This window comes from Klebsiella sp. KTE92, assembly GCF_000398905.1.
GTDB classification, from domain to species: domain Bacteria; phylum Pseudomonadota; class Gammaproteobacteria; order Enterobacterales; family Enterobacteriaceae; genus Klebsiella; species Klebsiella variicola.
In genome coordinates this window covers 1824928-1850458 of sequence record NZ_KB976100.1, presented here as the reverse complement: position 1 = coordinate 1850458, position 25531 = coordinate 1824928, and the positions used below count along the sequence as shown (strand labels likewise).

The following is a 25531-nucleotide window of genomic DNA, read 5'->3' as shown; positions in this document are numbered from 1 at the left end:
TTCATCATTATAATTACCCCTTACAGATAAAGATAAAGGCGGGCCTTATGCGCCCCCAGGATATTGGCGCTACCATACAATGTCACCGAAGAGCGTGCCGGAACCACGATGGTGCGCGGCGCGTCCAGCGGATGCATCTCCAGCCCTCGGGCGTCATACCAGAAAAAACGATAGTGCACGGTGACCGGCTGCTGGCGCTCGTTATACAGCGTTGAGGAGGCGGTAGCCTGAATCTCCGTCGCCACCACGGCAGGCTCGCTGGCGCTGATCCCGGCCGCCAGCACGCTCGACTCCATCACCAGCGCCTGCTGGTCAGAAACCGGGATCTCCGGATGTGAACTACACCCGGCCAGCAGTCCCGCCGCCAGGCAAGCGCCCAAAAGGGTCCTGAGCATGGCGTTAGCCTTTATGCGCCAGCATCGGGCCCAGCGGACGACCGCCCAGCAGATGCATGTGGATATGGTAAACTTCCTGGCCGCCGTGGCGGTTGCAATTAACGATCAAACGGTAGCCATCGTCGGCAAGACCTTCATCGCGGGCGATCTTCGCCGCGACGGTCATCATCCGGCCCAGCGCCAGCTCATGTTCGGTGGTGACGTCATTCACGGTAGGAATCAGAACATTCGGGACAATCAGAATGTGGGTGGGTGCCTGCGGGGAGATGTCGCGAAAAGCGGTCACAAGCTCATCCTGATAGACAATATCCGACGGGATCTCCCGGCGAATGATTTTGCTGAAAATCGTTTCTTCTGCCATGACTGATTCCTTATTAGTTTTATCCCATACGCTGGCCTGCTTCTGCAGATAAACGCGGACGCACAGGTTCAGATAAGAGTATGAGCGACATCCTCCCTCTCTTTCAACCTGAAAGCAGTTTTTCTTATTCAACTATAGACTTAGCTGCTGAGGGATTAAGCATTTGCCGGATACTCTTCAGGGTTATCGCCTCAGAAAACCTCACCTCGTAACGTAAAAAAGGCAGCCAATAGGCTGCCTTAGTCTCCCCGATACTACGTCTTAACTGTTACGGATGTACTCATCCATTTCAGTTTTCAGGTTATCGGACTTGGTACCGAAGATGGCCTGTACGCCAGAACCTGCCACTACCACGCCAGCGGCGCCCAGTTTTTTCAGGCCAGCCTGGTCAACTTTCGCTACATCCGCCACGCTAACACGCAGACGAGTAATACATGCGTCGAGGTTGGTGATGTTCTCTTTACCGCCGAAAGCGGCGATCAGAGCCGGAGCCATCTCGCTGGTTGCGCCAGCTTTGCTCTCTTCGGTGGTATCTTCACGACCCGGTGTTTTCAGATCCAGGGCTTTAATCAGCACGCGGAAAATGACGTAGTACACGATCGCATAGCAGATACCGACAATCGGGAACAGCCACAGCTTGCTGCTGTTACCGGACAGGACGATAAAGTCGATCAGGCCGTGAGAGAACGAGGTACCGTCACGCATACCCAGCAGGATACAGATCGGGAACGCCAGACCCGCCAGAATGGCATGGATAACGTACAGGATCGGCGCCACGAACATGAAGGAGAACTCGATCGGCTCGGTGATACCGGTCAGGAACGAGGTCAGCGCGGCGGAGATCATGATACCGCCCACTTTGGCGCGGTTTTCCGGTTTAGCAGAGTGCCAAATCGCGATTGCCGCTGCCGGCAGACCGTACATTTTGAACAGGAAGCCGCCAGACAGTTTGCCCGCGGTCGGGTCGCCTGCCATGTAGCGCGGGATATCGCCGTGGAACACCTGACCAGCCGCGTTGGTGTATTCGCCGATCTGCATCTGGAAAGGAACGTTCCAGATGTGGTGCAGACCAAACGGCACCAGGCAACGCTCGATGAAACCGTAGATACCAAACGCTACCACCGGGTTCTGATAAGCAGCCCACTGGGAGAAGGTCTGGATCGCGGAACCGATCGGCGGCCAAATGAAGGAGAGGATCACGCCGGTGAAGATAGCGGCCAGACCAGAGATAATCGGTACAAAGCGCTTGCCCGCAAAGAAGCCCAGGTATTCTGGCAGCTTGATACGATAGAAGCGGTTGAACATGTACGCGGCGATAGCACCGGAGATAATACCGCCAAGCACGCCGGTATCAGCCAGGTGTTTTGCCGCAATCTCTTCAGCAGGTAAATGCAGCACCAGCGGCGCAACCACCGCCATGGTTTTCACCATGATGCCGTAAGCCACGACTGCAGCCAGTGCGGATACACCGTCGTTATTGGTGAAGCCGAGGGCCACACCGATAGCGAAGATCAGCGGCATGTTGGCGAAAACTGAACCGCCTGCTTCTGCCATAACGTGGGAGACCACGGCTGGCAGCCAGCTGAAGTTTGCGGAACCGACGCCCAGCAGGATACCTGCGATAGGCAGTACGGATACCGGCAGCATCAGCGATTTACCGACCTTCTGCAGGTTAGCAAATGCATTCTTAAACATAATTGAGAGTGCTCCTGAGTATTTGGTACTTTTTTACGTTTTCACGCATTGGCCCGGGGGGAGAACCGTGCCGTGGACAGGACATCTAAGCGCCCTTTATTTATTACACAGAGTAAAATAATTAACGGGATGATTGTTTGACGGCTATCACGTTTCAATCAGCCTTCCGGTAAAAATTTACATCAGCTTACATAAGTTGTATCCAGATGTTGCCAAAAAACCTTCACCGCCACTTTTGTGGCGGTGAACTTTACTCGCTTTGGTTATTAATTACGAGCCTTAAAATAATAAGCAGATCAAGCAGGTTGTAAGCGGGCGGGGTCAATATGGAACAGAGTGGCAAAATTATCGGTGGTCTGCTGGGCCAGTTGCTCCAGCGACACGCCTTTCAGTACCGCCATGTATTCCGCAACGTCACGGACCAGCGCCGGCTGGTTCTCTTTGCCGCGATGGGGGACTGGCGCCAGGTACGGCGAATCGGTCTCCACCAGCAGGCGATCCAGCGGAACATAGCGCGCCGCATCGCGCAGCTGCTCGGCGTTACGAAAAGTGACGATACCGGAAAACGAGATATAGAACCCCATGTCGAGCAATTTACCCGCTGTCTCCCTGTCCTCAGTGAAACAGTGTAGTACGCCACCGCAATCCGTCACCTTTTCTTCGCGTAAAATGGCCAGGGTATCGGCGCGCGCGTCACGGGTGTGGACGATCACCGGCTTATTCAGCTCGCGGCCAATGCGTATGTGGTCGCGAAACGAGGTTTGCTGCTGGGCTTTGGTTTCCGGGGTATAAAAATAATCCAGACCGGTCTCCCCCATCGCCACAACGCCCTCTTCCGCCGCCAGCGTGCGCAGGGTCTCCACCTCGTAGGCTTCGTCCTGGTTTAACGGATGCACGCCGCAGGAGAAGACGACGTTGTCACGCGTCCCCACCAGCTCACGCATACTGCGGTAGCCGGGCAAGGTCGTGGCGACCGCCAGGCAGAATTTCACATCGCGCGCGGCCGCTTTTGCCAGCACGTCGTCGACGTTTTTGTGCAGAGTTTGATAATCCAGACCATCAAGATGGCAGTGGGAGTCGACTAAAAACATAATGTCTCACTCAGAGGTGGGATACGGGTAAAACCGTCCCGGGTTGCAGGTAATGTTCCCAGCGCAGCAGGCGCTCGGTGAGCAGCAGTTCGCGGTTGACGCCGACGACGTTCAGCAATTGCTCACGGCAGGTACAGACGTCATGGGCGATCGCCTGCAGCCGGGCGGCGGGCAGGCTGTGCGCCAGCTGCTCCAGCAGCGGCCAGACGTCCGGGTTACTCACCAGGGCAATCCCCTGCTGTCGTTTTTGCGCATCGACCAGCAGCGATGCCAGCCAGTGCAGGCGAACCGCCGCCTGTTCATGATTGAGTATCGGCAGCAACGCCAGCCAGTCACCGCTCGCCAGAGTGGCCGCCAGGGCCTGACACAGCTGCTGCCGCGCCGTCCACTGCGGTTCCTGTAATAGTTCGAGCGCCGCGGCCGGCGCGCTGGCGCACAGACGCAACGCGGTCAACAGTGACTCCTGCGGCAGGTTCACCTCTCGCTCCAGCCAGGCCAGGGCATAAGACTCCGACGGCGGCGCCAGGTGGTGCAGGCGACAACGGCTGCGCAGAGTCGTCAGCAGACGCGCCGGCTCCTGGCAGGCGAGGAAGAACCAGGTATTCTCCGGCGGCTCCTCCAGCGTTTTCAGCAACGCGTTGGCGGCGGCATCGGTCAGCAAAGCGGCATCGCTAATCCACACCACTTTCGCCCCACCGAGGCGCGCGCGCTCATAGAGCTTTTCATTGACATCGCGCACCGCATCAATGCCCAGCGCACTCTTGCCCTTTTCGGGGATCAGCGGATAGTAATCGGGATGTGTGCCGGCCTGCATCAGCTGGCAACTATGGCAGCGGCCGCAGCTTTTATGTCCTTCGGGCTGGCGGCACATCAGGAAGCGGCACAGCGCGTAAATCAACGCCTCACCGCCCATCCCGCTCAGAGACTGTAACAGCAAGGCGTGGTGGCCTCGTCCGGCCTGATAGCTTCCGACCAGTTGCTCGAACGACGGGCGCAGCCACGGATACCATTTCATGCCGGTTGCTCCGCCATCCACTGGGCGATCGTGGCGCGAATGTCGCGAGCGACGGCGTCGAGCGGCTGGGTCGCGTCAACCGTGCGGATCGACGGGTCTGCAGCGGCCAGCTCAAGGTAGCGCGCGCGGGTGCGATTGAAGAAGTTCATGGACTCCTGCTCAATGCGATCAAGCTCTCCGCGGGCCCGGGCGCGCTGCAGCCCCACTTCCGGCGTGACGTCGAGGTACAGCGTCAGATTGGGGCGGAAATCGCCGAGTACCGCGTCGCGCAGCATCGCCAGCATCGTACGGTCGATTCCCCGGCCGCCGCCCTGATAAGCCTGAGTCGACAGATCGTGACGATCGCCGATCACCCACTGGCCGCGGGCCAGCGCGGGCTTAATCACGGTCTCCACCAGCTGGACGCGTGCCGCGTAAAACATCAGCACTTCCGCTTTATCATTAATGACCTCATCACCCGTGGACTGGATATCCAGCACCAGGCTACGCAGTTTTTCGGCAAGGACAGTGCCCCCCGGCTCACGGGTAAACACCATATCGTGAATACCTGCCGACTGCAGCGTCTCCACCACCAGCTGACGTGCGGTGGTCTTCCCGGCGCCCTCCAGCCCCTCGATGACGATATAGTTACTGCGCATTTTTTTCCTTAAGTACTTTCAGATAGTCCTGCACCGCACGGTTATGACTGACCAGGTTTGTGGTAAACGTATGGCCCCCTTTCCCGTCGGCGACAAAATAGAGGTATGACGTTTTCGCCGGATGGGCGGCCGCCTTCAGCGACGCCTCGCCCGGCACTGCGATAGGACCAGGCGGCAGGCCGCTGATGGTATAGGTATTGTATGCGGTCGGCGTCTCGAGATCCTTACGCGTTAACTTACCAGTATACCCCTCGCCCATCCCGTAGATCACGGTCGGATCGGTCTGTAAGCGCATACCGATGCGCAGGCGATTGATAAATACCGACGCGACGCGGTCGCGCTCTTCCGCCACCGCGGTCTCTTTCTCAATAATCGAGGCCATGGTCAACAGCTGGTTCTGGTCGGCATAGGGCAGATTGTCCATCCGTCCTTCCCAGATCTTCGCCACTTCGGCGACCATTTTCTGATGCGCGCGCTTGAGGATGGCGATATCGCTGGTATTGGCGGTGTACATCCAGGTATCCGGCCAGAACCAGCCCTCCACCCAGTCGGCATGCTCAAGACCTAACGCCTTAGCCACCGTCGCGTAGCTATCATCCTCGAGAGTGTGCTTCACGTACGGGGCATCGCGCAGCTGGCGCAGGTAGTCGCTGACGCGCATACCTTCGACAAAGCGCAGCGGAAACTGCGCCTCTTTACCGCTGGCCAGCAGCTGCAGCATCTCGCGCACCGTCATCTGCGGCGTGAAGCGATAGGTCCCGGCTTTGAAGTGAGACAGCTCAGGTTCCACCCGCAGCAGCCACTGGAAAACGCGCGGGCGGTTGATCACCTTCTCGCGATAAAGATCCTGGCCCAGCGCCAGACGGCCGGTACCGGGCTCCAGGGTGAAGATGGTCTCTTCTTTAATCAGCAGCTTGCTGTCCGCCAGCTGGCGTACTTTCCACATGCCTGCCGCCGCGGCGATGCCCAGCACCACCACTAACAGCAGAATAAAACGTAACATTTTCTTCATACTAACCAGACAGCTCACACAAAGGGGCTAAAAAATGGTAAAGCTCGCGCGAGGACCAGACGGTCTCCTCCCAGCGACGAACCGGCACCAGCGGCATCAGCGCATTGCAGATCAGCACTTCATCGGCTTCACGCAATACCTCAGGACGCGCTGTCACTTCGACAACGCGAAACGCCGATGGTGCCAGCTGTGCGATACAGCGCTGCCGCATAATGCCGTTGACCCCGGCGTAATCGAGCCGCGGAGTAAATACATCCCGTCCCTGACGCCAGAATAAATTCGCGGCACAGCATTCCGTAAGCCACCCGTCACTGTCAAGGACCAGCGCCTCATCGGCGTCCGTCTGCTCAAGATGAGAGCGGATCAGTACCTGCTCAAGGCGATTAAGATGCTTCAGTCCGGCAAGCCATGGGTTGCGCCCCAGGGGCACCGGGCTCTGGGTCAGGGTAATGCCCTCCTCCCGCCAGCGCGCATAATGCGCCGGGAATGGAGAGACACTGAGAATGCGGGTGGGCGACACGCAGCCCGCCGTACTGTATCCCCTTCCCCCAACGCCGCGGGTGAGGATCACCTTCAACACGCCCTGCGCGTGCGGCCGCGCCAGACGCTGCATCTCTTCGCTCAGCGTCAGCCAGTCGTGAAATGGTATTTGTAATTTTTCACAGGTTGTCTGCAAACGCTGCAGATGGGCGTCCAGTAGCGCAACCTGCCCCTGCTGGATGCGGGCGGTGGTAAAACAGCCGTCGCCAAACTGGGCGGCGCGATCGTTCGCCGCCAGCGTGTCCTGTTCAACGCCATTTATCAAGAACATAAAGGACTCCTTTTCACTGGTCGGTGAGTGTCTCAGGACACGGAGCAGAGGACAAGCGGAGAAAGCCGAATAAAAAAGGCCCGACGAACGGGCCTTTTGTTAAAGCAGTACCGGGGCAAGCCCTGTCACACTTTTTTGAAGATCAGCGAACCGTTAGTGCCGCCAAAACCGAAGGAGTTGCACAGGGTGTACTCCATACCGGAAACCTGACGCGCTTCGTGTGGCACGAAATCGAGGTCGCAGCCCTCATCCGGGTTGTCGAGGTTGATCGTCGGCGGAACCGCCTGGTCGCGCAGCGCCAGGATAGAGTAGATCGACTCTACGGCCCCTGCCGCGCCCAGCAGGTGCCCGGTCATGGATTTGGTGGAGCTCACCATGACGCGGCTCGCCGCATCACCGAAGACTGACTTAACGGCCTGCGCTTCTGCTTTATCGCCCGCCGGCGTCGAGGTGCCGTGGGCGTTGACGTAGCCAATCTGGCCCGGTTCGATACCCGCATCGCGAATGGCATTCACCATCGCCAGCGCGGCGCCCGCACCATCTTCCGGCGGTGACGTCATGTGGTAAGCATCGCTGCTCATGCCGAAGCCAACGATCTCGGCGTAGATTTTGGCACCGCGTTTTTTAGCATGCTCGTACTCTTCCAGCACCACCATACCCGCACCGTCGCCCAGCACGAAGCCGTCGCGATCTTTATCCCACGGACGGCTTGCCGCCTGCGGGTTGTCATTGCGCGTGGAGAGCGCACGCGCCGCGCCGAAGCCGCCCACGCCAAGCGGGGTACTGGCTTTTTCCGCACCGCCTGCCACCATCGCATCGGCATCGCCATAGGCGATGATGCGCGCGGCCTGGCCGATGTTGTGCACGCCTGAAGTACACGCGGTCGCGATAGAGATACTTGGCCCACGCAGACCAAACATGATGGTCAGATGCCCGGCCACCATGTTAACAATTGTGGAAGGAACGAAGAATGGGCTGATCTTACGCGGTCCGCCGTTAACCAGCGAACTGTGGTTTTCTTCGATCAAGCCGAGACCGCCAATACCGGAGCCGATAGCGGCGCCAATACGGGTTGCATTCTCTTCCGTCACTTCAAGGCCAGAATCCTGCATGGCCTGAACGCCAGCGACAATTCCATATTGAATGAAGGCATCCATCTTGCGCTGTTCTTTGCGCGAGATAATGTCATCACAGTTAAAATCCTTTACTAAGCCAGCAAATTTCGTTGCATAGGCGCTAGTATCGAAATGGTCGATCAGGCTGATGCCACTCTGACCGGCAAGGAGAGCTTTCCAGGTAGACTCTACGGTATTGCCGACAGGAGACAACATGCCCAGTCCGGTCACAACTACACGACGCTTAGACACGTTTGTCCTCCAGGGAGGGAAAATAGATTCTTGTGGGACAATAAAAAGATAAAACTCAGGCGGTCGAATGACCGCCTGGAGATGTTCACTTACGCCTGGTGGCCGTTGATGTAATCAATGGCAGCCTGAACGGTGGTGATTTTCTCAGCTTCTTCGTCCGGAATCTCAGTATCAAACTCTTCTTCCAGAGCCATTACCAGCTCAACGGTGTCAAGAGAATCAGCGCCCAGGTCTTCAACGAAGGAAGCATTGTTGGTAACTTCTTCCTGCTTAACGCCCAGCTGCTCGCCGATAATTTTCTTAACGCGTTCTTCGATAGTGCTCATACTCTTAAATTTCCTATCAAAACTCGCTTTCGCGATGGTTTTCGTAGTGTATAAAATGTTGAAAAATTTGCAACTAAATCCCGGCAGGTCTTACCACGATTTTGCGCTATTTTGAGGCCGTTTGCCCTAAGAACGCAAATCTTTTCGCACAAAACCGCACAGGGAACCGTGCGAAGTGCGCGGTTCCTGAACGTTTTGCACAAATCTCGGTCAGACCATGTACATTCCGCCGTTGACGTGCAGCGTTTCACCAGTGATGTAACTTGCTTCGTCAGAGGCTAAAAATGCAACCGCGCTGGCGATTTCATTTGGGGTGCCAAGGCGCCCCGCAGGAACTGCCGCCAGCGTACCCGCACGCTGCTCATCGGTCAGCGCACGCGTCATGTCCGTTTCAATAAAGCCCGGAGCAACAACGTTTACAGTAATACCGCGGGACGCAACTTCACGCGCCAGTGATTTACTGAAGCCGATCAGACCCGCTTTCGCCGCAGCGTAGTTGGCCTGACCCGCATTTCCCATGGTACCAACCACAGAACCGATAGTGATAATACGTCCATGACGCTTTTTCATCATAGCGCGCATTACCGCTTTTGACAGACGGAAAACCGATGACAGGTTGGTTTCGATAATATCGTTCCACTCGTCATCTTTCATGCGCATCAACAGATTGTCGCGAGTGATCCCGGCATTATTCACCAGGATATCCACTTCGCCAAACTCTGCGCGCACATTTTCCAGAACAGATTCAATAGATGCCGGGTCGGTCACATTCAACATCAGACCTTTACCGTTGGCGCCTAAATAGTCGCTGATGGCCTGCGCGCCGCTTTCGCTGGTCGCAGTACCGATAACTTTCGCGCCACGAGCGACGAGCGTTTCAGCGATTGCACGGCCAATACCGCGGCTTGCACCGGTAACCAGCGCGATTTTTCCTTCAAAACTCATGGTTTTCCTCTTTTATTGCTCAAGCGCCGCAGACATCGCCGCCGGCTCGTTAAGCGCGGAAGCGGTCAGGGTGTCAACAATACGTTTGGTCAGGCCGGTGAGGACTTTACCCGGGCCAACTTCATACAGATGCGTTACGCCCTGCGCCGCCATAAACTCAACGGTTTTGGTCCACTGGACCGGGCTGTACAGCTGGCGTACCAGCGCGTCGCGAATGGCGTCCGGCGTGGTTTCGCATTTCACGTCGACGTTATTCACTACCGGAATCGTCGGCGCGTTGAAGGTAATTTTCTGCAACTCCAGCGCCAGTTTTTCTGCAGCTGGCTTCATCAGCGCGCAGTGGGACGGCACGCTCACCGGCAGCGGCAGCGCGCGTTTGGCGCCGGCGGCTTTACAAGCGGCGCCAGCGCGTTCAACGGCCTCTTTATGCCCGGCGATAACCACCTGGCCCGGGGAATTGTAGTTCACCGGAGAGACAACCTGCCCTTCGGCCGATTCTTCACAGGCTTTGGCGATAGAAGCGTCATCCAGGCCGATAATCGCGGACATGGCGCCGGTACCTTCCGGTACGGCTTCCTGCATGAATTTCCCGCGCAGTTCAACCAGACGAACGGCATCAGCGAAACCGATAACCCCTGCGCAAACCAGCGCGGAGTATTCGCCGAGGCTGTGGCCCGCCAGCAGGGTCGGCGCTTTGCCGCCCTGCTGCTGCCAGACGCGGTATAGCGCCACGGAGGCGGTCAGCAGCGCCGGCTGAGTCTGCCAGGTTTTATTCAGTTCTTCTGCCGGGCCCTGTTGAGCCAGCGCCCACAGATCGTAACCCAACGCTGCGGACGCTTCACCGAAGGTCTCTTCAATCACCGGCCAGGTGGCTGCCATATCGGCCAGCATGCCTACGGCCTGGGAACCTTGTCCCGGGAACACAAAAGCAAATTGCGTCATGTTTAAATCCTTATACTAAAAACGAACCAGCGCGGAACCCCAGGTGAAACCGCCACCAAAGGCTTCCAGCAGAATCAACTGACCGCGTTGGATACGGCCATCGCGAACGGCTTCATCCAGCGCGCAAGGGACTGACGCCGCGGAGGTGTTGCCATGGCGGTCGAGGGTCACAACGACGTTATCCATCGACATGCCCAGTTTCTTCGCCGTCGCGCTGATAATACGCAGGTTTGCCTGGTGCGGCACCAGCCAGTCCAGCGCTGAACGTTCAAGATTATTCGCTGCCAGCGTCTCATCAACGATGTGCGCCAGCTCGGTGACCGCCACTTTGAAGACTTCATTGCCGGCCATCGTCAGATAGATCGGGTTTTCCGGATCGACGCGATCGGCGTTCGGCAGGGTCAGCAGTTCGCCATAGCTGCCGTCAGCATGCAGATGCGTCGAGATAATGCCTGGCTCTTCAGACGCGCCAAGCACTACCGCGCCCGCGCCGTCGCCGAAAATAATAATCGTGCCGCGATCCGCCGGATCGCAGGTACGCGCCAGCACATCGGCGCCAATCACCAGCGCATAATCCACCGCGCCGTTCTTCACGTACTGATCGGCGACGCTCAGCGCATAGGTGAAACCGGCGCAGGCGGCGGCGACATCAAACGCCGGGCAACCCTTAACGCCCAGCATAGACTGGATCTGGCATGCCGAACTCGGAAACGCGTGCGTGCCGGAGGTGGTCGCAACGATAATCAGACCAATCTGCTCCGCGGACACGCCCGCCATCGCCAGCGCCTGCTTTGCGGCTTCAAAGCCCATCGTAGCAACTGTTTCATGCGCTGCGGCAATACGACGCTCACGGATACCTGTGCGGGTGACAATCCACTCGTCAGAGGTCTCTACCATTTTTTCCAGGTCGGCGTTTGTACGCACTTGCTCGGGCAGATAGCTGCCGGTACCAATAATCTTCGTATACATGTACGCTCAGTCACTCTTGGGTAATATACCCGCCTCTTTCAACCTGCCGCGGCGTCAATCGTGGCCATTCGTCCCGCTTTGCTGTCGGGAGTTCACGTCACTGTCGCTTTCCGGCAGCGCGAAACCAGCTGGGTATAAAGATTCCAGGCGCGCGGCGATCCGTTGAGGAATTTGCCGCTGCACCGCCTGCACTGCCTGCTCTATCGCGACGCTAAAGGCGCGTTGATTGGCAGCACCATGACTCTTGATCACGGAACCGCGCAATCCTAACAGACAGGCGCCATTATACTGGTCGGGGTTGAGGTGACTGAATCGCCTCGCCAGGCTTTTTTGTAACCAACGTTTTAATAACAGCAGCCACCACGACCGTTTTTTGCCCTCTCCCTGAGATTTCAGCAGTGAAAGGAACATTCTGACAACACCTTCCATGGTTTTTAATGTGACGTTGCCCGTGAATCCATCACAAACCAGCACATCGGTTTTTCCGGTCAACAGTTCATTGGCTTCAAGATAGCCGATGTAGTTGAGGGAAGGCAGCGTTTTCAGCACTGCGGCAGCATCGCGAATGCTGCTGAGGCCTTTCATCTCTTCTTCGCCGATATTCAGCAAGGCGACGCGCGGGTTGGTCATGCCAACCACTTCCTCCGCCAGCACCGCGCCCATGACGGCGAACTGCACCAGCATCGTGCTGTCGCAATCGACGTTGGCGCCGAGATCCAGCACCACGGTTTTGCCCTTCTGCTGGTGCGGCAGAACCGTCACCAGCGCCGGCCGCTCAATACCTTCGATCGGTTTGAGCAACAGTTTCGCCAGCCCCATCAGCGCGCCGGTGTTGCCGGCGCTGACGCAGGCTTCCGCCCGCCCTTCTTTCACAAGCTCCAGCGCCACGCGCATTGAGCTTCCGCGACTGCTGCGGATAGCCTGTGCGGGTCGCGCATCACTGGCAATAACTGACTGCGCAGGAATAATCTGCAGACGCGAACGTTGTTCGAAGTCAGCTTTGGCAAGTAATGGCGTGATGGCGTCGGGGTCGCCGACTAAAAGAAGTGTGAGTTGCGAATTAGAGTTCAGTGCCTGCAGTGCTGCAGGCACCGTCACGGATGGGCCAAAATCGCCCCCCATGACATCTAACGCCAGGGTTAGACGTGTCAAGGTATCGTCGCTGCCCGGTTCGGTGATTCCCCAGTTGCCCGGGGAGTCCTCACTAAGCTTCATCACGCTGGCACTCGCGAATGTTCACGCTGCAGACGCAACAATTCGGGCATTGATGCCCCTGGTGATCGGGTTAACCGAATGTCCAGGGACGCACACGCCCGCCATGGCCTGCAACGGGAAATCCTGCGAGTATCGCGTGATTACTTAGCGATAACCTTGCGACCGCGGTAGAAACCGTCGGCAGTGATGTGGTGACGCAGGTGTTTCTCACCAGAAGTTTTGTCTACAGACAGGCTGGTGACTGCGGTCAGCGCGTCATGGGAACGACGCATGCCACGTTTGGAACGGGTTGGTTTATTCTGTTGTACGGCCATGGACCTTACTCCTCAATTACTTACGCTTTAAGCTGGCTAATACGGCAAATGGGTTTGGTTTTTGTGCCTCTTCAGGCAGTTCGCCAAAGACCATGTCCGCGTCGGACACTTCACAGTGTTCAGAATCATGCACCGGAACTACGGGCAGGGAGAGGATAATTTCATCCTCGACCATTGCCTGCAGGTCGATTTCACCGAATTCGTTAACCTCAATCGGCTCATACGCTTCCGGTAGTGCTTCGGCCTGTTCGTCATTTCTGACGGGGCTAAAACAATACGTGGTGTGGACGTGATGAGGGAACGGTTTCCCGCAACGCTGGCATTCGAGGGTTACCGTTACCTTTGCATCGCCAGTAATGACGGCGAGACGCTGGTTATCGATAGCGAACGACATGCTGCATTCCACATCGCTGTCCACGCTGACTACAGAATCGGCTACACGTTCAACCTGATCGCGGGCATAGATGCCTTCGTAATCAAGGCGTTTTTGAGCCGTGCGGACCGGATCAAGAGTCAGGGGTAATTTTACCTTTTGCATAGGGCGCGCATATTAACTTTGTAATGTCATAGAGTCAAAGAAAAAGGCAGCCTCAGGTTGCCTTTTGCCATTTATTCGCACACATTGCGGCGCATAGTTTAAGATGATGCTCTGCGAAGCGCTATATGTGGATGAAAAAATATGTCTGAACTTATCCTCGCGTCAACCTCTCCCTGGCGGCGCATGCTGCTGGAAAAACTGGGGTTACCGTTTGAATGTGCCGCGCCTGACGTTGACGAAACGCCGTTGCCGGAAGAATCCGCGCGTCAGCTTGTCGCCCGACTGGCGCAAGCCAAAGCGCAAAGCCTGGCCTCCCGCTATCCGCACCACCTTATTATAGGCTCCGATCAGGTTTGCGTATTAGACGGTGAAATCACCGGCAAACCGCACACCGAAGAAAATGCCCGCCGGCAGTTGCGAAAGGCCAGCGGGACCATCGTCACCTTTTATACCGGTCTGGCGCTATACAACTCCGCCACCGGCCATCTGCAAACCGAATGCGAGCCCTTTGACGTTCACTTTCGCCATCTCAGCGATAAAGAGATTGAATGCTACGTCCGCAAAGAGAACCCGCTGCAATGCGCCGGGAGTTTCAAGAGCGAGGGGTTAGGGATTACGCTATTTGAACGACTGGAAGGCCGCGACCCGAACACTCTGGTCGGTTTACCCTTAATCGCGCTCTGTCAGATGCTGCGCCGCGAGAATAACAATCCGCTGTTAGGTTAAAGCAAAAAAAACGGCGGAACTGATTCCGCCGTTGCGCTTATTTGCTCTTACGTAGCACCTGTAAACAGTGCTTCAGCTGGTTATCCAGCGGCGCCTCAACGCGCATCACCTCCCCGCTCCCCGGGTGGGTAAACTTCAGCGCCGCCGCGTGCAGGAACAGGCGGTTTAAGCCGGTACCGGACAGCTGCTTGTCGAACTCGCGGTCGCCATAGCGATCGTCAAAAGCGATAGGATGCCCGGCATACTGGGTATGAACGCGGATCTGATGCGTGCGGCCGGTGACCGGGCTGCAGCGCACCAGCGTGGCGAATTCGTAACGCTCTTCCACTTTAAAGCGCGTCTCCGACGGCTTGCCTTCCTGACTCACGCGAACGATACGCTCCCCACTCTGCAGAATATTCTTCAACAGCGGGGCCTGGACCACTTTGGTATGCGACTGCCACTGGCCGCGCACCAGCGCCAGGTAGTCTTTCTGCATGCCTTTATCGCGCAGCTGCTCGTGCAGCGAACGCAGCGCCGAGCGCTTTTTCGCCACCAGCAGCACGCCGGAGGTATCGCGGTCGAGACGATGCACCAGCTCAAGGAAACGTGCCTCCGGGCGCAGGGCGCGCAGCCCTTCAATCACGCCAAAGCTCAGTCCGCTGCCGCCGTGTACCGCAGTACCGGAAGGTTTGTTGAGTACCAGAATATGATCGTCTTCATAGAGGATCACCTCAGAGAGCGCGGCCACTTTCTGCAGATGCGGCGATACCGCCTCTTCTTCACGCTCCGCCACGCGCACCGGCGGGATACGGACTTCATCACCCGCTTCCAGCTTATACTCCGGCTTCACGCGCTTTTTGTTTACCCGCACCTCGCCTTTACGCAGGATGCGATAAATCATGCTCTTCGGTACACCTTTCAATTGGGTACGCAAAAAGTTGTCGATACGTTGCCCCGCTTCATCAGCAGCAATGGCAACCATTTTTACGGTTGGGGTCTCAGTTTTCATGGTGCGCGATTCTAAATAGCCGGACGCATTAGCGCCACTCATTTTTATATGCTTATATTTATCATTATCCTGTTTTCACGGTTTACCTGACCGCCATTTTGTTTGTTATTAGAACAATCTGTATGGGCAGGTGATAAAACTGTGAGTAACCGGGTGATAAAAGGTGAAAGTCAACTTGCTATAACAAGGTTAGCAATGGAATAATGAGACCGTTTTCCGTATTGCATCTTGTTAGAACAAGACATTAGCGGAATGACCAATTTTGTCTGACCGATCGCCCACGCAGCAATGGCGTAAGACGTTGTGATCTTTCAGACAGTTAGCGGGCTGCGGGTTGCAGTCCTTACCGGTACAGGCTCTATGGATTTCAAGTCGCAGGAAGGCGTCAACTCCGGGACTCCCGGGAGCTCATCTGGATCCTTTGATCGAGGTGAGCAGGTTAAGCCACCATGCCTGCAACGCGAAAGACGACGAGTATAAATGGAATATTCTCTGGTGATACATCCCAGGCTGTTCCCCTGAATAATTGCGCTGTGTTTCCGTTTGAAACACAGGCGACCGACACTCTGCGCCTCTTAAGCGCGCGACAACCGTGAGGTTGGCGACGTGAACCAGACACGAGGCCATCGGTTTTCCCCCGGAAAGGCATTACTCTGCCCGCAGCTTAGTCGTCAATGTAAGAATAATGAGTAAGTTACGATGAAAAGAATGTTAATCAACGCAACTCAGCAGGAAGAGTTGCGCGTCGCCCTTGTTGATGGGCAGCGCCTGTACGACCTGGATATCGAAAGCCCCGGGCACGAACAGAAAAAAGCGAACATCTACAAAGGCAAAATCACCCGCATTGAACCTAGCCTTGAAGCCGCGTTTGTCGATTACGGCGCCGAGCGTCATGGTTTCCTCCCCCTCAAAGAAATCGCCCGCGAATACTTCCCCGCTAACTACAATGCGCACGGTCGTCCTAATATCAAAGACGTGCTGCGTGAAGGTCAGGAAGTTATCGTGCAGATTGATAAAGAAGAACGCGGCAACAAAGGCGCTGCGCTCACCACCTTTATCAGCCTGGCAGGCAGCTATCTGGTCCTGATGCCGAACAACCCGCGCGCGGGGGGAATTTCCCGCCGTATCGAGGGCGACGACCGCACTGAACTGAAAGAAGCGCTGGCGAGCCTGGAGCTTCCGGACGGCATGGGTCTTATCGTTCGCACCGCTGGCGTCGGCAAATCTGCCGAAGCCCTGCAGTGGGACCTGAGCTTCCGCCTGAAGCACTGGGAAGCGATTCAGAAAGCCGCGGAAAGCCGTCCGGCGCCGTTCCTGATCCACCAGGAAAGCAACGTGATTGTCCGCGCATTCCGCGATTATCTGCGCCAGGACATCGGCGAAATCCTGATCGATAACCCGAAAGTGCTCGAGCTGGCGCGCCAGCATATCGCCGCACTGGGTCGTCCGGATTTCAGTAGCAAAATCAAACTGTACACCGGTGAAATCCCGCTGTTCAGCCATTATCAGATTGAATCGCAAATTGAGTCCGCCTTCCAGCGTGAAGTGCGCCTGCCTTCCGGCGGGTCTATCGTTATCGACAGCACCGAAGCGCTGACCGCGATCGATATCAACTCCGCCCGCGCCACTCGCGGCGGCGATATCGAAGAGACAGCCTTCAATACCAACCTTGAAGCGGCTGACGAGATTGCCCGCCAGCTGCGTCTGCGCGACCTCGGCGGCTTGATCGTTATCGACTTTATCGATATGACCCCGGTTCGCCACCAGCGTGCGGTGGAAAACCGTCTGCGTGAAGCCGTTCGTCAGGACCGCGCGCGCATTCAGATTAGCCATATTTCGCGCTTCGGCCTGCTGGAGATGTCTCGCCAGCGCCTGAGCCCGTCGCTGGGCGAATCCAGCCATCACGTCTGCCCGCGCTGCTCCGGCACCGGTACCGTGCGTGATAACGAATCGCTGTCGCTCTCTATTCTGCGTCTGATTGAAGAAGAGGCGCTGAAAGAGAACACCAAAGAAGTCCACGCCATCGTTCCGGTACCGATCGCCTCTTATCTGCTGAACGAAAAACGTGCCGCAGTGAGCGCAATCGAATCCCGTCAGGGCGATGTCCGCGTCATTATCGTGCCAAACGACGAGATGCAGACGCCGCACTACTCCGTCCTGCGCGTGCGTAAAGGTGAAGAGACCTCAACGCTGAGCTATCTGCTGCCGAAGCTGCATGAAGAAGAGATGGCGCTGCCTGGTGACGAGGAGCCAGCAGAACGTAAACGTCCGGAGCAGCCTGCGCTGGCCGCCTTTGTGATGCCTGACGCCCCACCGGCACCGATGCTGGAAGAGCCTGTGGCTGCCCCTGCGGTCGCCGCTGCCCCGGTCGCGGCCGCCGCGCCGGCCCAGCCGGGACTACTCTCACGCTTCTTCAGCGCGCTGAAAAATATCTTCTCTGGCACTGAAGAAGCCAAGCCGGTTGAAGTTCCGGTCGAGAAGAAAGCAGAAGAAAAACCGGAGCGTCAGCAGGAGCGCCGTAAACCGCGGAGCAACAACCGCCGCGATCGCAACGACCGCAACGATCGCCGTGATAACCGCGACAATCGTGACAACCGCGATAACCGTGACAATCGCGACACCCGTGCGGACAATGCCGAGGGTCGTGAGCCGCGCGAATCGCGTGAAGAAAACCGTCGCAATCGTCGCGAAAAGCAGCCGCAAAACGTAGAAGCGCGTGATGCTCGCCAGACCGTCGGCGATGACGCGGACAAAGCCAAATCCCGCGACGAGCAGCAGCCGCGCCGCGAACGCTCCCGCCGCCGCAATGACGATAAACGTCAGGCGCAGCAGGAAGCCAAGGTGCAGACGCGTGAAGAGCCGGAAGTACAGGAGACTGAGCAGGAAGAGCGTGTGCAGACTCTGCCGCGTCGTAAACCGCGTCAGCTCTCCCAGAAAGTACGCATTGAGTCAGCCGTTGCCGAGCAGACTGCCGAGATCGCGCCTGAGACCGTTGTGGCTGAAGTCGCCACCCCGCGCAGCGAGCCGGTGAAAGCCGAACTGCCGGCGGTAGTGGAAAACGTAGTGGAACACGATGAAAACGGCGAATCCCGTGAAGCGAACGGTATGCCGCGCCGCTCTCGTCGTTCCCCGCGTCATCTGCGCGTGAGCGGTCAGCGCCGTCGTCGCTATCGTGACGAACGCTATCCGACCCAGTCGCCTATGCCGCTGACCGTCGCCTGCGCCTCGCCGGAGATGGCTTCCGGTAAAGTCTGGATCCGCTACCCGGTCGTTCGTCCGCAGGACCAGCAGCCGGAAGAGGTTCCGGTTCAGGACACCAGCGCCATTGAAGCCGTCGAAGCTATTGCGACACCGGTTGCCGTGGTTGAAACCGTCACTGCCGCGCCAGTTACCGTCGAGCCGGCGACCATGGAGCCCGTTACCGCTGAGCCGGTGGTCGTCGAACCTGTCGTAGCCGCCGAGCCGGTTATCGTTGATACTCCGGAAATTGTCGAGCCAGCCGCTGTCGAGCCAGCGCCAGCTGTCGAAGCGCCTCAGGCTATTGCGCCAGTGACGATCGACGCCGAGCCGGTCACAGTTGAACCTGAAGTGGTGGAAACGGCGCCTGTCGTTGAAGCGCCAGTGGAAACCATCGTTCCGGCCACGGAAACCGTGGTGGAGGCACCGGTGACCGAAGCCGCCCCTACGGCCACTGCCGAACCGGTCAAAGCTGAAACGCCGGTAAGCAAACCCGTGGTTGTGGCTGGCGATCGCCATGCTACCGCGCCGATGACCCGGGCGCCTGCTCCGGACTATGTCCCGGAAGCGCCGCGCCACAGCACCTGGGTGCGCCCGCCGTTCGCTTTTGAAGGTAAAGGCGCCGCCGGTGGTCATAGTGCGACGCGTAAAGCCACCGCAGAACCGACCCGCCCACAGCCCGTCGAATAAGCGTGCTTAATAAAAAAACCGGCCTCTGGCCGGTTTTTTTATGCGCTTTGCGGACGCTGCATCCCGGCCAGATCCGGCATGATCTCCCGCATCAGGTCAAGGAACTTACGCAGGCGTGTCGGATAATAGCGCGCCCAGGGATAAACCAGATGAACCGGTAGCGAGGCGGGACGCCACTGCGGGAACAGCTCAATCAGCCGTCCGGCGGCAATATCCTCCACGACTGTCCAGCTGGACACCATCGCCACCCCCAGCCCCGCCAGCGCGGTATTTCGCGCGACGTACAGGCTGTCAGTGCTCAGGCAGGGGGTGATGGCCGTCGAGACGATTTGCCCACTTTCCAGATGCCGGAGCCGTACCTCATGCTGATAAAAGGTATTAATGGCGATCCACGGCAGGCCGGATAGCGCCTCCAGCGAGGTTAACGGCGGGTACTTCGCCAGGAGTTCAGGGGAAGCCACCACGCAGCGCGGCACTTCCGCCAGCAGCACGGATACCGTGGCCGGATCCACCTCCGCGCCAACGCGAATGGCGCAGTCGATATTATCGCTGAGAAAGTCGACGGTATTATCATTCAGCATCCACTCGACCGACAGTTGCGGATGACGCTGCAGAAATGCGACCAGCGGCGCCAGCAGCTGTTGCTGGCCAAAAGCATGGGGCGCCCGTACCCGCAGCACCCCCACGGGCTGATCGTCGGCAATACGCAGATCATCCTCCAGCGCCAGCCAGGCGTCCACGACCTGACGGGCATGGCGATAACAGCGTTCGCCATCGTCAGTGAGCTTCATCGCATGAGTGGTGCGCAGGATCAACTTCACCCCCAGCAGTCCTTCCAGGGACTGCAGGCGGCGGCTGACGGTTGCCTGGGTGGTATCCATCTGCCCCGCGGCGGCGGAGAGTGAGCCGGCCTCTATAATACGAATATAGGTGCGCATCAGCTCAATGCGGTCTATACGCTCCTGTCTTTTCATTTTTCTTTTGCCTATACGTGCTACGTATAACCGTTTTACCACCAGCCCGGCTACCGCGCCAGCTGCATTCAGGGAAAAATAGCGCCATCGCATCTATGAGGTACTGATCATGACACCGACTTCCCTTTCCACCCGCGACGCAGGCTGGATTATCTTCATTCTCGCACTCGGCGCCGGCTTTAGCGTCGCCTCTATCTATTATGCGCAGCCGCTACTGCCGCTGATGGGCGCCAATCTCCATCTGTCGGTAGAAGGGATGGGGCTGGTTCCTACCCTGACGCAGGCTGGCTACGCGCTCGGCATTCTCTTCCTGCTCCCGCTCGGCGACCGTCACGATCGCCGCCGGCTGATCCTGCTGAAGAGCGCAATGCTGGCGATCCTGCTGTTCCTGTGCAGCCTTACCGGCCAGCTCACCTCACTGCTGGTGGTCAGTCTGCTGATCGGTATGGCGGCCACCATGGCGCAGGATATCGTCCCGGCGGCGGCGATCCTCGCTCCGGCAGGCAAGCAGGGAAAAATGGTGGGCACGGTGATGACCGGGCTGCTGCTGGGGATCCTGCTTTCCAGGACGGTCAGCGGCGTAGTGGGCGCCGTATTCGGCTGGCGGGTGATGTATCAGGCGGCTGCAGTCAGCGTGGCGCTGATTGGCCTGGTGATGTGGCGGGTCCTGCCGCGCTTCGCCATTCACTCGACGCTGAGCTATCCGCAGCTGATGGCCTCAATGGCGCATCTGTGGCTGCGTTATCCGGCGTTACGCCGCGCTGCGCTGGCTCAAGGGGCGCTCTCTGTCGCCTTTAGCGCTTTCTGGTCGACGCTGGCGGTGATGCTCTCAGAACACTATCACATGGGGAGCGCAGTAGCGGGTGGCTTTGGTATCGCCGGTGCCGCCGGGGCGCTGGCGGCACCGCTGGCCGGCGGACTGGCCGATAAGTTTGGCGCCGGTAAAGTGACTCAGATGGGCGCGGCGCTGGTCACCCTCTCCTTCGCCCTGATGTTTATGCTGCCGCTGCTCCCTCTGCATGGCCAGCTGGCGCTGATTGCTCTCTCGGCTATTGGCTTCGATCTCGGCCTGCAGTCAAGCCTGGTGGCACATCAGAACCTGGTTTACAGCCTGGAGCCGCAGGCCCGTGGCCGCCTGAACGCTCTGCTGTTCACCGTGGTCTTTATCGGGATGTCGCTGGGGTCGGTGCTGGGCAGCAAGCTGTACGTGCTGGCCGGCTGGAACGGAGTGGTCACCCTCGCCGTCGTCAGCGGGGCAATTGCCCTGGCGATCCGCCTGCTGGAGAATGCGCGCCTCATCGCAGCCGAACGCCGCACATCATAAAAAAACCCGCTTCGCCTGAGCGAAGCGGGTTTCCTCTTTCCGTCGCAATGGCTTACGCTGTGCGACGGGCAAACTCTTTTACGCGGAAGCCCAACACCAGCAGCGTAGCGAAATAAGCCACTACTCCGGCGACCACCACCACCAGCAGGCGCATCAGGCGGAACGGCATTGTCCCCTGAGACCACTCCGGCATGAGATGCATGACGCCCAGCAGCGCCGCGGCCATCACCACCACCGCCGCGACCAGACGCAGCAGGAAAGTCAGCCAGCCGGGCTGTGGGGTGAAAATTTTCTGTTTACGCAGTTGCCAGTAGAGCAGCGCGGCGTTCAGGCAGGCCGCCAGCCCTATGGACAGTGACAGGCCCGCGTGCTTGAGCGGGCCGATAAACGCCAGGTTCATCACCTGGGTCATAATCAGGGTGACAATGGCAATTTTCACCGGCGTTTTGATGTCCTGACGGGAATAGAAGCCCGGCGCCAGCACTTTCACCACGATAAGCCCCATCAGTCCCACGGAATAGGCCACCAGCGCGCGCTGGGTCATCGCCGCGTCAAAGGCGCTGAATTTACCGTACTGGAACAGGGCCACGGTCAGCGGTTTAGCGAGGATCCCCAGCGCCACCGCGCTCGGCAGCGCCAGCAGGAAGCAGAGTCGAAGGCCCCAGTCCATCAGGCGGCAATACTCGTCATGGTTACCACTGGCGAAGCTTTTCGACAACGACGGCAGCAGGATGGTGCCAAGGGCCACGCCCAGGACACCTGACGGAAACTCCATCAGACGGTCGGCATAGTACATCCATGACACCGATCCCGACACGAGAAACGAGGCGAAGATGGTATTGATGATGAGGGAGATCTGGCTTACCGACACGCCAAGGATCGCCGGCCCCATCTGCTTCACTACCCGCATCGCGCCAGCATCTTTCAGATTAATTCTGGGCAGAACCAGCATGCCAATCTTCTTCAGGTGCGGCAACTGGTAGGCCAGCTGCAGCACGCCGCCGACCGTCACCGCCCAGGCCAGCGCCAGCACCGGCGGATGGAAGTACGGCGCGGCAAACAGCGCAAAGCCAATCATGCTGACGTTGAGGAACGTCGGGGCAAAGGCCGGCACCGAGAAACGGTTCCAGGTATTGAGGATCGCCCCCACCAGCGAGGCCAGGGAGATCAGCAAAATATAGGGGAAGGTAATGCGCAGCAATTGGGTGGTCAGCGCAAATTTATCGGCGGTATCAGCAAACCCGGGGGCGGTGATGGTGATCACCCACGGCGCCGCCAGCATCCCGATAACGGTGACGATCGCCAGGGCCAGGGTCAGTAATCCGGAGACATACGAGACAAAAACCCGGGTGGCATCTTCGCCCTGCTTGCTTTTATATTCGGCAAGGATCGGCACAAACGCCTGCGAGAAGGCGCCTTCGGCAAAAATACGCCGCAGCAGATTAGGCAGTTTGAAGGCGACAAAAAAGGCATCGGTCGCCATCCCGGCACCAAAAATGCGCGCCACAATCGCATCGCGGGCAAAGCCCAGCACGCGCGAAAACATGGTCATCGAACTGACGGCCGCCAGTGATTTTAAAAGATTCATTACGCTGTTATTCCAAACCCTGGAGTAAAACGCCCGCAAATGCGGGCGCTGGAAAGTGGCGATAGTCTACCGGGTTCAATATGAATTACTACTGTCAGTTGTTACAACGGATTATTCGCTGATGGCGTCACGCCAGAGTTTGTCAACCACCCGCTGAGCCAGCAGCGCCTGTTCGCCAGCGGTTTCCGGAACCGTCTGATTTTGCACGCATTCGATGAAATGTCGCGCACAGCCGACAAAACCGCGCTGCTCGAGGGTGGTTTGCCAGCCCGCCACCGGGCGCTGGACCACGCCAAGGCCACACTCCTCCTGCCATTCGCGCATCTCACTCACCGCATATAACCCGCCATCGGTGACGGCCTGCACCCACTCACGCTGGCTTCCGGCACGGCGGTGCATGCTGGTGGTAACCTGCAGCCGGGGCGAACTGAACTGGTGTTCGGCATAGAGCATTTCACCCTGAGGAGTGATCTGCAACGTGCCGCCGCGCAGGCGCGCCTGACCATCAGCCAGCCACAACGCAGTATCCACCACGTGCAGATAGTCATCGAGAAGGGTAAAGCGCAGATCGTTGCCTACGCTGTCGCTACGATGCTTATCCATCCGCAGCGAGGCCGCCTCGCCCAGCCGCCCCTTCAGTTCACGATAGAGTGGCGCAAAGCGGCGATTGAAACCGACCATCAGCGTCAGATGACGCCGGGCAGCCAGCTCGACCAGCGCTTCCGCCTCGCTCAGCTTGTCCGCCAGCGGTTTATCCACACAAACATGAACCCCGGCATTCAACAAGTGATTCACTACTTCATAATGTGAAGCCGTCGACGTATGGACAAAGACCGCATCGCACTGCGCCGCCAGGGCATCCAGCGAATCAGCATACGGGATCCGCCAGGTTTCGCAGATGCGCAACGCCTTCTCTTTTCCCGGCGACCAGGCTGCCTGCAGCGTCCAGCTTTCCGCAGCGCCTAACACCGGCAGCCACGCTTTCTGCGCGATGCCCCCTAAGCCAACCACCCCAATGCGCAGTCTTGTCCCCACGTTTAGTCCCCCAGATGGTGTAACAGCGAGTCAAGGCGCGCTTTCAATTCCGCCACCTCGCCTTCCAGTGCTTCAACCCGGGCACGCAGATCGTCATCGTCTTCCAGCGGCGAGAGTGCTTCCACCGTGGTGATCAGCGTGTCCATGTCATCGCAAAACAGATGCATATAGCGGCTTTCCCGTTTCCCCGGTTCCCGTGGCAGGCGGGCAACAAAAGGACCATCCTCGCGCGTCGCTAACCCTTCCAGCACGCTTTCCACTTCCGCCATATCGCTGAACTCATGCATCCGCTGCGCGCGGCTACGGAGTTCACCCGGCGTCTGGGCGCCGCGCAGCAGCAGCGTCGTCACCACCGCTACTTCGCCGGCGCTGAGTTTCAGATCGCCAAATTCAGAGTTGCAAAAGCGCTGCTCATACTTGGTCACTCGATTGCCGAATCCGCTGACCGTGCGTAAATAGTGGCGCTTCACCAGGGTATCCAGCAGCGTCTGGACCTCGCCTTCGCTCAGGGACATCACCGGTTCGCGGTTGGTTTTCTGATTGCAGGCGGTCACCACGGCGTTCACCGACAGCGGGTACTGCTCGGGCGTGGTAACCTGCTTTTCCAGCAGACAGCCAATGACGCGCGCTTCGTGCGCGGTTAACTGATATTTCATCCTCTCTCCTTAGCGCCCTGCTGACCAGTCCGGCGTCGTTAGCGCCGTTAGTACATGGTCACGCCACTGCCCGTCAATCAGCAGATAATCTTTGGCGTAACCCTCTTTTTCGAACCCCAACCGCGCCAGCAGCGCGCCGCTGCGCTGATTATGCGGCATATAGTTGGCCATAATGCGATGGATATGCTGCGTGCGCTGCATATAGCGAATCGCGGCGGTCAACGCTTCAAACATCAGCCCCTGCCCTTGCCACTTCTCGCCAATGGAGTAGCCGAGATAACAGGCATGGAATGATCCGCGAACTACGTTGGAGAAATTCGCCACGCCAACGATCTCTTTTTCCTCCGCATCGAGCAGCGCGAAATAAAATGCAGACCCCTGCTTATGAAACTCGCCGATCATTGACAGACGCGCCTGCCACCCGGAGGGATAGCAGTGGCTGTCGTCACGTACCGGCTCCCAGGGTTTTAAGAACACTTTATTCTCGGCGTAATAATCGGCCAGACGCCAGGCGTCACGATCGTGGACCAGGCGCACCACCAGCCGGTCCGTCGTCAAACGCACCTTCGGCACGTTACTGCGATAGCCAAACATTTCCTTTTCAGTCCCCCTGACTTCAATCTTGCTCTCATCACTATACCTGTCCTGCACGATAGTGTGAAAACAGCAACATACC

At 58.0% G+C, this 25531-nt stretch carries 25 protein-coding genes; 3 read left to right on the top strand and 22 right to left on the bottom strand.

Annotated features, from left to right (window positions below):
• Positions 1 to 20 precede the first annotated feature (20 nt).
• The 16 genes from A1WC_RS16560 to yceD form a co-directional block, all read right to left on the bottom strand.
• On the bottom strand, positions 21 to 395 hold the full coding sequence (locus tag A1WC_RS16560) for a YcfL family protein (RefSeq protein ID WP_002900683.1): 375 nt from the start codon (positions 393 to 395) through the stop codon (positions 21 to 23).
• Between the two features lie 4 nt (positions 396 to 399).
• Positions 400 to 756, bottom strand: a complete 357-nt coding sequence (gene hinT / locus A1WC_RS16565) for a purine nucleoside phosphoramidase (protein WP_004204571.1) — start codon at positions 754 to 756, stop codon at positions 400 to 402.
• Between the two features lie 261 nt (positions 757 to 1017).
• Positions 1018 to 2451 carry a PTS glucose transporter subunit IIBC gene (ptsG, locus tag A1WC_RS16570; protein ID WP_008805993.1) on the bottom strand — a complete coding sequence of 478 codons (1434 nt, stop codon included), beginning with the start codon at positions 2449 to 2451 and terminating at the stop codon, positions 1018 to 1020.
• A 296-nt stretch (positions 2452 to 2747) separates the two neighbouring features.
• A complete protein-coding gene (locus tag A1WC_RS16575; protein WP_008805992.1) occupies positions 2748 to 3542 on the bottom strand; it encodes a metal-dependent hydrolase in 795 nt (264 codons plus the stop codon).
• A gap of 10 nt (positions 3543 to 3552) precedes the next feature.
• On the bottom strand, positions 3553 to 4557 hold the full coding sequence (gene holB, locus A1WC_RS16580) for a DNA polymerase III subunit delta' (protein ID WP_012968571.1): 1005 nt from the start codon (positions 4555 to 4557) through the stop codon (positions 3553 to 3555).
• Positions 4554 to 5195 carry a dTMP kinase gene (tmk, locus tag A1WC_RS16585; protein WP_016160618.1) on the bottom strand — a complete coding sequence of 214 codons (642 nt, stop codon included), beginning with the start codon at positions 5193 to 5195 and terminating at the stop codon, positions 4554 to 4556. The genes holB and tmk overlap by 4 nt, the downstream gene beginning before the upstream one ends.
• Positions 5185 to 6207, bottom strand: a complete 1023-nt coding sequence (gene yceG, locus A1WC_RS16590) for a cell division protein YceG (protein ID WP_016160617.1) — start codon at positions 6205 to 6207, stop codon at positions 5185 to 5187. The genes tmk and yceG overlap by 11 nt, the downstream gene beginning before the upstream one ends.
• Position 6208: 1 nt before the next feature.
• Positions 6209 to 7018, bottom strand: coding sequence for an aminodeoxychorismate lyase (gene pabC / locus A1WC_RS16595; protein WP_012542240.1), 810 nt, complete (start codon positions 7016 to 7018; stop codon positions 6209 to 6211).
• Positions 7019 to 7143: 125 nt separating this feature from the next.
• Positions 7144 to 8385 carry a beta-ketoacyl-ACP synthase II gene (gene fabF / locus A1WC_RS16600; protein WP_012542241.1) on the bottom strand — a complete coding sequence of 414 codons (1242 nt, stop codon included), beginning with the start codon at positions 8383 to 8385 and terminating at the stop codon, positions 7144 to 7146.
• 89 nt (positions 8386 to 8474) lie between these two features.
• Positions 8475 to 8711 (bottom strand): acyl carrier protein, encoded by a 237-nt coding sequence (gene acpP, locus A1WC_RS16605; RefSeq protein WP_000103754.1) that lies wholly within the window; start codon positions 8709 to 8711, stop codon positions 8475 to 8477.
• A gap of 210 nt (positions 8712 to 8921) precedes the next feature.
• On the bottom strand, positions 8922 to 9656 hold the full coding sequence (gene fabG, locus A1WC_RS16610; RefSeq protein ID WP_002899294.1) for a 3-oxoacyl-ACP reductase FabG: 735 nt from the start codon (positions 9654 to 9656) through the stop codon (positions 8922 to 8924).
• A 12-nt stretch (positions 9657 to 9668) separates the two neighbouring features.
• Entirely contained in the window at positions 9669 to 10598 is a 930-nt protein-coding gene (fabD, locus tag A1WC_RS16615) for an ACP S-malonyltransferase (RefSeq protein WP_012542242.1), read from the bottom strand.
• A gap of 15 nt (positions 10599 to 10613) precedes the next feature.
• A complete protein-coding gene (locus tag A1WC_RS16620) occupies positions 10614 to 11567 on the bottom strand; it encodes a beta-ketoacyl-ACP synthase III (RefSeq protein ID WP_012968572.1) in 954 nt (317 codons plus the stop codon).
• A 54-nt stretch (positions 11568 to 11621) separates the two neighbouring features.
• Complete coding sequence (plsX, locus tag A1WC_RS16625; protein WP_012542244.1) at positions 11622 to 12719, bottom strand: phosphate acyltransferase PlsX; 1098 nt, start codon at positions 12717 to 12719, stop codon at positions 11622 to 11624.
• A gap of 203 nt (positions 12720 to 12922) precedes the next feature.
• Positions 12923 to 13096: a 50S ribosomal protein L32 gene (rpmF, locus tag A1WC_RS16630; protein WP_000290724.1), complete on the bottom strand. Its 174-nt coding sequence runs from the start codon at positions 13094 to 13096 to the stop codon at positions 12923 to 12925.
• 16 nt (positions 13097 to 13112) lie between these two features.
• Positions 13113 to 13634 carry a 23S rRNA accumulation protein YceD gene (gene yceD, locus A1WC_RS16635; protein WP_008805983.1) on the bottom strand — a complete coding sequence of 174 codons (522 nt, stop codon included), beginning with the start codon at positions 13632 to 13634 and terminating at the stop codon, positions 13113 to 13115.
• 141 nt (positions 13635 to 13775) lie between these two features.
• On the opposite strand from yceD, the gene A1WC_RS16640 reads away from it, so the two are divergent.
• Positions 13776 to 14360, top strand: coding sequence for a Maf family protein (locus A1WC_RS16640; protein ID WP_016160616.1), 585 nt, complete (start codon positions 13776 to 13778; stop codon positions 14358 to 14360).
• Between the two features lie 37 nt (positions 14361 to 14397).
• Here the strand turns inward: A1WC_RS16640 and rluC are convergent, their stop codons facing one another.
• Positions 14398 to 15351 (bottom strand): 23S rRNA pseudouridine(955/2504/2580) synthase RluC, encoded by a 954-nt coding sequence (rluC, locus tag A1WC_RS16645; protein ID WP_012542245.1) that lies wholly within the window; start codon positions 15349 to 15351, stop codon positions 14398 to 14400.
• 699 nt (positions 15352 to 16050) lie between these two features.
• Here rluC and rne point away from each other — a divergent pair.
• On the top strand, positions 16051 to 19278 hold the full coding sequence (rne, locus tag A1WC_RS16650) for a ribonuclease E (RefSeq protein WP_016160615.1): 3228 nt from the start codon (positions 16051 to 16053) through the stop codon (positions 19276 to 19278).
• Positions 19279 to 19316: 38 nt separating this feature from the next.
• Here rne and A1WC_RS16655 read toward each other — a convergent pair whose 3' ends face one another.
• A complete protein-coding gene (locus tag A1WC_RS16655; RefSeq protein WP_008805978.1) occupies positions 19317 to 20345 on the bottom strand; it encodes a LysR family transcriptional regulator in 1029 nt (342 codons plus the stop codon).
• 16 nt (positions 20346 to 20361) lie between these two features.
• On the opposite strand from A1WC_RS16655, the gene A1WC_RS16660 reads away from it, so the two are divergent.
• Complete coding sequence (locus tag A1WC_RS16660) at positions 20362 to 21576, top strand: MFS transporter (protein WP_008805977.1); 1215 nt, start codon at positions 20362 to 20364, stop codon at positions 21574 to 21576.
• A 52-nt stretch (positions 21577 to 21628) separates the two neighbouring features.
• Here the strand turns inward: A1WC_RS16660 and murJ are convergent, their stop codons facing one another.
• The 4 genes from murJ to rimJ form a co-directional block, all read right to left on the bottom strand.
• The gene (gene murJ, locus A1WC_RS16665) at positions 21629 to 23164 is read right to left on the bottom strand and encodes a murein biosynthesis integral membrane protein MurJ (RefSeq protein WP_008805976.1); all 1536 of its coding nucleotides are present in this window, start codon (positions 23162 to 23164) and stop codon (positions 21629 to 21631) included.
• Between the two features lie 111 nt (positions 23165 to 23275).
• Positions 23276 to 24187 carry a Gfo/Idh/MocA family protein gene (locus tag A1WC_RS16670; protein WP_155870612.1) on the bottom strand — a complete coding sequence of 304 codons (912 nt, stop codon included), beginning with the start codon at positions 24185 to 24187 and terminating at the stop codon, positions 23276 to 23278.
• Positions 24188 to 24201: 14 nt separating this feature from the next.
• Positions 24202 to 24855, bottom strand: a complete 654-nt coding sequence (locus tag A1WC_RS16675; protein ID WP_012542247.1) for a YceH family protein — start codon at positions 24853 to 24855, stop codon at positions 24202 to 24204.
• Between the two features lie 9 nt (positions 24856 to 24864).
• Entirely contained in the window at positions 24865 to 25449 is a 585-nt protein-coding gene (rimJ, locus tag A1WC_RS16680) for a ribosomal protein S5-alanine N-acetyltransferase (RefSeq protein WP_008805973.1), read from the bottom strand.
• Positions 25450 to 25531 lie beyond the last annotated feature (82 nt).

Excerpts from the sequence above, each read along its gene's own strand:
- A1WC_RS16560 (WP_002900683.1), bottom strand. The coding sequence starts at position 395 with ATGCTCAGGACCCTTTTGGGCGCTTGCCTGGCGGCGGGACTGCTGGCC.
- hinT (WP_004204571.1), bottom strand. The coding sequence starts at position 756 with ATGGCAGAAGAAACGATTTTCAGCAAAATCATTCGCCGGGAGATCCCG.
- ptsG (WP_008805993.1), bottom strand. The coding sequence starts at position 2,451 with ATGTTTAAGAATGCATTTGCTAACCTGCAGAAGGTCGGTAAATCGCTG.
- A1WC_RS16575 (WP_008805992.1), bottom strand. The coding sequence starts at position 3,542 with ATGTTTTTAGTCGACTCCCACTGCCATCTTGATGGTCTGGATTATCAA.
- holB (WP_012968571.1), bottom strand. The coding sequence starts at position 4,557 with ATGAAATGGTATCCGTGGCTGCGCCCGTCGTTCGAGCAACTGGTCGGA.
- tmk (WP_016160618.1), bottom strand. The coding sequence starts at position 5,195 with ATGCGCAGTAACTATATCGTCATCGAGGGGCTGGAGGGCGCCGGGAAG.
- yceG (WP_016160617.1), bottom strand. The coding sequence starts at position 6,207 with ATGAAGAAAATGTTACGTTTTATTCTGCTGTTAGTGGTGGTGCTGGGC.
- pabC (WP_012542240.1), bottom strand. The coding sequence starts at position 7,018 with ATGTTCTTGATAAATGGCGTTGAACAGGACACGCTGGCGGCGAACGAT.
- acpP (WP_000103754.1), bottom strand. The coding sequence starts at position 8,711 with ATGAGCACTATCGAAGAACGCGTTAAGAAAATTATCGGCGAGCAGCTG.
- fabG (WP_002899294.1), bottom strand. The coding sequence starts at position 9,656 with ATGAGTTTTGAAGGAAAAATCGCGCTGGTTACCGGTGCAAGCCGCGGT.
- fabD (WP_012542242.1), bottom strand. The coding sequence starts at position 10,598 with ATGACGCAATTTGCTTTTGTGTTCCCGGGACAAGGTTCCCAGGCCGTA.
- A1WC_RS16620 (WP_012968572.1), bottom strand. The coding sequence starts at position 11,567 with ATGTATACGAAGATTATTGGTACCGGCAGCTATCTGCCCGAGCAAGTG.
- rpmF (WP_000290724.1), bottom strand. The coding sequence starts at position 13,096 with ATGGCCGTACAACAGAATAAACCAACCCGTTCCAAACGTGGCATGCGT.
- yceD (WP_008805983.1), bottom strand. The coding sequence starts at position 13,634 with ATGCAAAAGGTAAAATTACCCCTGACTCTTGATCCGGTCCGCACGGCT.
- A1WC_RS16640 (WP_016160616.1), top strand. The coding sequence starts at position 13,776 with ATGTCTGAACTTATCCTCGCGTCAACCTCTCCCTGGCGGCGCATGCTG.
- rluC (WP_012542245.1), bottom strand. The coding sequence starts at position 15,351 with ATGAAAACTGAGACCCCAACCGTAAAAATGGTTGCCATTGCTGCTGAT.
- rne (WP_016160615.1), top strand. The coding sequence starts at position 16,051 with ATGAAAAGAATGTTAATCAACGCAACTCAGCAGGAAGAGTTGCGCGTC.
- A1WC_RS16655 (WP_008805978.1), bottom strand. The coding sequence starts at position 20,345 with ATGCGATGGCGCTATTTTTCCCTGAATGCAGCTGGCGCGGTAGCCGGG.
- A1WC_RS16660 (WP_008805977.1), top strand. The coding sequence starts at position 20,362 with ATGACACCGACTTCCCTTTCCACCCGCGACGCAGGCTGGATTATCTTC.
- murJ (WP_008805976.1), bottom strand. The coding sequence starts at position 23,164 with ATGAATCTTTTAAAATCACTGGCGGCCGTCAGTTCGATGACCATGTTT.
- A1WC_RS16675 (WP_012542247.1), bottom strand. The coding sequence starts at position 24,855 with ATGAAATATCAGTTAACCGCGCACGAAGCGCGCGTCATTGGCTGTCTG.
- rimJ (WP_008805973.1), bottom strand. The coding sequence starts at position 25,449 with ATGTTTGGCTATCGCAGTAACGTGCCGAAGGTGCGTTTGACGACGGAC.